Raw genomic sequence first — 4193 nt, 5'->3', positions numbered from 1 at the left:
CTACAGTGGTTTTGCCCGTACCGGGATTACCCTTGAAAACCATGTGCAGGGCGGTGGGGTCTGATTTAAGCCGTAGTTCTGATCGTCTGTTTTGGATTAAGGTAAAAGCCGCCACCTCGGCCAGGGTTCTTTTTACTTCCCGCAGGCCAATTAGTCTTTCTAGTTCCAAAAAAGAATCTTTGCGGGGAAAATAACCAGGCACCGGGCATGAGAGGATTCGTTCCCGTTCCTGGTTTATATCCGCAAAGCGCATCGATATTTCCATTCCTTCACCACTTCCCAAGAAAGCTGTTTAAGCATCGGAAGAAACTGCGGAGCAGTTTGAACGAGAGCGCTGCAACGAACCAGGGATTAAAACCCGCCAGCTGTTTTATCAATAGGAACCCGGTTGCTTAAAAGCGAAGAACATATTTCGTTATATTATATGAGAAACAGATAAAAGTGGTGCCATGGAGTGATTCTGTCGATTAGCGAAAATTGGCATATTGAAGTTCATATTTATTCTTCCCAATACAAGGCGCGACGGGCTATATGTTCATTATTAATACTATCCCATTCAAAACGGTTAACCCGCACGTTATCGCCCTCCCTAAAAAAATAATAACATAAACAAAGCGTATCCAAGGACCTTGAGTTTATGAACCGGTGCCAGGTTTACCCGTGCTCCCTGTGAAGAAAGGTTGGCCTGTTCGGCATTTTAAATCAAACTCTCTTAACGATAACGGCGTTTAGGACTACTACAGACAGTCCTAAACGCCAGATGGTTTTGGCAGGATGTTGGTTCAAAGGTATAGAGGATTTGAAGCAGGAGATGCAACTGAAACTGGTATCCATAGACCTACAGCCAATAAACACAAGGCAACGGTTATCAGGCTAATCTTAACTTTCACCAGTCAAAAGCTTAGCCAGTTGCTTTTTACCCATTTGATAACAGATATAATCCCCAACTGTTACTGCCAACAGGAACAGAGCAATTCCTATACTGTACAGAAATGATGGGCTTAAGGTAGAGAAAACGGGAAGAAACTTAGCATAGGAAGAAAAGGATAAAAGGGCAAATATTAATCCTACAGTTATAGTTAATAGGAACATGACCCCCAGGATTTTGCCGCTGCGAGCCGAACGACGGGAACGTGAAGAACCACCTTGAGGAAGACCAGTTTCAAAATTCGGTCCATAAATATCCAGCAACAGGCAAAGTGATGAAAATAGAGAAATAGACAGCACCAGTACTGGTATGGTGAAATACCAGGGATACATTGATACTCCCGGAATCAGGTAGAGCACTAATAGCACCGTAATCGAGTTTAGCAAACTGGGAATCGAAGCTGATAATAGTTTAGCCCGGTAGAGAGCGGCAGGTTGTAGCGGCGACTGCTGCAATACCCACCAGGAGCTTCCTTCCATACTCAAAGCATAAATCGACAGGTTGCTTCCCATTTGAGCAGTAATAAGTAAAAGCACAAACAAAAGCAATCCCCGGGTAAAACTTACTGATCCGCCAGTATTTGAGGCCAGGTTAAAACCCATAAACCCCATTATTATCAAGACTACCAGCAGGTTATACCAAACCAATGGTAAACGTTTGAAGGTAAGCAAATCTTTCTTAACAACTCCGCCCAGACCACCAAAAATCCTGAGGGTGCTTTTGCGGGCCGGGTGGCGGGTCGGAGCGTAATCGTGGCTGAAAGACCACCCGGAAATAAAGCTGCGCCGGGCCAGAGCCAACGCGGCCAAAGTCATTACCAGAGTAAGCAGGATCAGGGGTAAAAGTGATTCTATAAATGAAAATGTGAAACCATTAATAGTTAGGAGCAAGCTTTTGCTTATCCAAATATGGGGTAGCAAAGAGGTAGCCCCTGAATTCCAGCCAGCAACAACTTCCAGCAGAGAATCCGGCTCTACCCGCATTCTCATACTAAATGAACTATAATATTGAGAACCTAAAACTATTAATAAAGTAAGCAGCATCGAGCCTACCGTTAAAAACTGTTTCATTTGCTGTGAAGAGATTAGACCACTTATCAGGAGCAGCAGTAGTGAAGCCAGTGAGGTGAAAATGGCATTGGCCAGAAGCAGGGTAAGGAAAGAAATAAAATAATATATCGGCGGGGCTTCTACCCCCAGCCCATAGCCAACCCAGAGAGCTCCGGTGAAAGGTAAAAGCATAAGCAGATTCTGATTGAAACTGTGCAGAAACTTGACCCCAAATATAGAGCCGGTTGACAATGGAGTAGCCAACAGGAAAAATAGATCCTCGGATTCATAAAAATTTTGATAAATCACCCTGAAACCGGCCAGCAATAACAGCACAAAAATGGCCAGGGAAGCACCGGCAATAAGGTTAAACTCGATTGCATACATCATTTCCAGGTTGCTATCCAGAATAGTCCTGGTAAGGCGGGTCATTTTGTATCCGGCACTGCCGATAAAAAAGGCCAGCATAAGCGTAACCAGAATACCTATAATACCGGGTATAGCTTTTTTCAGTCCGCCCTGAATCAGGCTGTTACGCATAGCCAACAGGTCATATTTTAATATTAAAGCAGCTTCCCTCACTTCATTCCTCCAACATTTGCGATATTTCAGTGTATTCAGCTCCGCCGGTCAATTCCAAAAATAGATCTTCCAGGGTGGGTGAACTCCTATCTGCCGACTGACCATGATGGGATCGCGTTCTCAGTTCCTCGATACTGCCCAAAGCCAGGAGTTGGCCGTTCTGAATTATTCCTACCCGGTCACACATTCTCTCTGCTATCTCCAATATGTGCGTAGACATAAAAACGGTAACCCCTTTTTTACAGAGAGTACGCAGCAAATCCTTAATCATGCGGGCACTCCTGGGGTCAAGGCCCACCGTAGGTTCATCCAGAAATATTACCCTTGGTTCATGCAGCAGAGCTGCTATTAGTGACATCTTCTGTTTCATCCCATGGGAAAACCCGCCCATTAACTCATCCGCCCGGTCACTCAGGTTGAAAATCTCCAGCCAATGATTGCTTTGCCGTTCTGCCGTAGTCCGGTCCATACGATAGATGTCAGCAATGAATGACAGGAATTCACGAGGCGAAAGTTTTTCATAGAGATTGGGCTGGTCAGGTACATAAGCGAGCAATGACTTGGCCTGTACCGGATTGCGATGAACATCAATACCATCCAGCAATACCTGACCCTGGGTAGGTGTTAATATCCCCGCCATCATCTTAATGGTGGTAGTCTTACCGGCACCATTAGGGCCTAAAAAGCCGAACAGTTCTCCGGATTTAACCTCCAGGTCAAGCTGCTTCACCGCAGTTAGCTTACCATAGTTTTTAGTAAGGTTCATTGTCTTAATCATGCTTTCTTTCCTCCCTCGGGTTATGATTGGCCATAGTATCGTGTATGATGACATCTTGTCACCTGTATCATGCCACTTCCTGCCTTCTTCCCACTATAACCAGATAATGGCGGTTAGTTAAAACCACTATAATTATTATAAAGAAGCCGAACCTCGTAATAAAGCATTCCTGTGATTACTTTTGGATATCCCAAGGGTAAGATACTATTTGCCCTGATTAGAGAACTTCCCAGCCAACATGCGGTTGCGCGTATTTTTGCAAGGAAGCGCTTTTAAAGGGTATATTATATTAATGTGCTGAATTATTACACGAAAGAAGGGATTCAATGTGCCTAAAATATGTATTCTTGATGCCAGGACTCTGGGCGAAGATGTCGATTTGAGTGCTTTTAGGGAGTTTGGCGAAGTCGTAGTCTATGACACTACTGCCCCCGAAACGGTAGCGGAGCGGATTAAGGATTGCGAAATAATCATTACCAACAAAGTGGTTCTGGATCGTTCCAACCTGCCATATGCACCGCAGGTTAAGCTGATTTGTGCAGCTGCTACCGGTACCAACAATATTGACCTGGATTATGCGCGCAGTAAAAGTATTATAGTAACTAATGTAGCTGGGTACTCTACCCACAGCGTAGTCCAGCACACATTTGCGATGCTGTTTTACCTGCTGGAATCCCCCGCTTATTATGATTCATATGTTAAATCGGGACGGTATGCGGAAAGTGAAATTTTCACCCACCTGGGGCGCCCCTTCTGGGAACTTTATGGAAAGACCTGGGGAATTATCGGGCTGGGTACAATTGGCCGGGCGGTGGCTGGTGTGGCTCGGGAATTCGGCTGCCAGGTCATCTACTAT

Annotated in this window: 3 protein-coding genes and 1 pseudogene; 1 reads left to right on the top strand and 3 read right to left on the bottom strand. The window is 45.0% G+C overall.

What is annotated here, in order from left to right:
* From PHP87_RS11040 to PHP87_RS11030, 3 genes and pseudogenes are all read right to left on the bottom strand, one after another.
* A pseudogene (locus PHP87_RS11040) lies at positions 1-265 on the bottom strand (stage V sporulation protein K); the annotation flags it as partial.
* Positions 266-879: 614 nt separating this feature from the next.
* The gene (locus tag PHP87_RS11035; RefSeq protein ID WP_299921325.1) at positions 880-2559 is read right to left on the bottom strand and encodes a hypothetical protein; all 1680 of its coding nucleotides are present in this window, start codon (positions 2557-2559) and stop codon (positions 880-882) included.
* A 1-nt stretch (position 2560) separates the two neighbouring features.
* Positions 2561-3337, bottom strand: coding sequence for an ABC transporter ATP-binding protein (locus PHP87_RS11030; RefSeq protein ID WP_299921323.1), 777 nt, complete (start codon positions 3335-3337; stop codon positions 2561-2563).
* Positions 3338-3665: 328 nt separating this feature from the next.
* Between PHP87_RS11030 and PHP87_RS11025 the strand changes: the two genes are divergently transcribed.
* Positions 3666-4193: NAD(P)-dependent oxidoreductase (locus PHP87_RS11025; protein ID WP_299921321.1), on the top strand; the 528-nt coding region annotated here is incomplete at its 3' end.

It is taken from the genome of Syntrophomonas sp., from assembly GCF_028707975.1.
In the GTDB taxonomy this organism is placed as follows: Bacteria; Bacillota; Syntrophomonadia; order Syntrophomonadales; family Syntrophomonadaceae; genus Syntrophomonas.
This window is presented reverse-complemented; position numbering and strand designations above follow the sequence as displayed.

What these genes read in the sequence shown, in the direction of transcription:
- PHP87_RS11030 (WP_299921323.1), bottom strand. Translation starts at nt 3,337, where the DNA reads ATGATTAAGACAATGAACCTTACTAAAAACTATGGTAAGCTAACTGCG.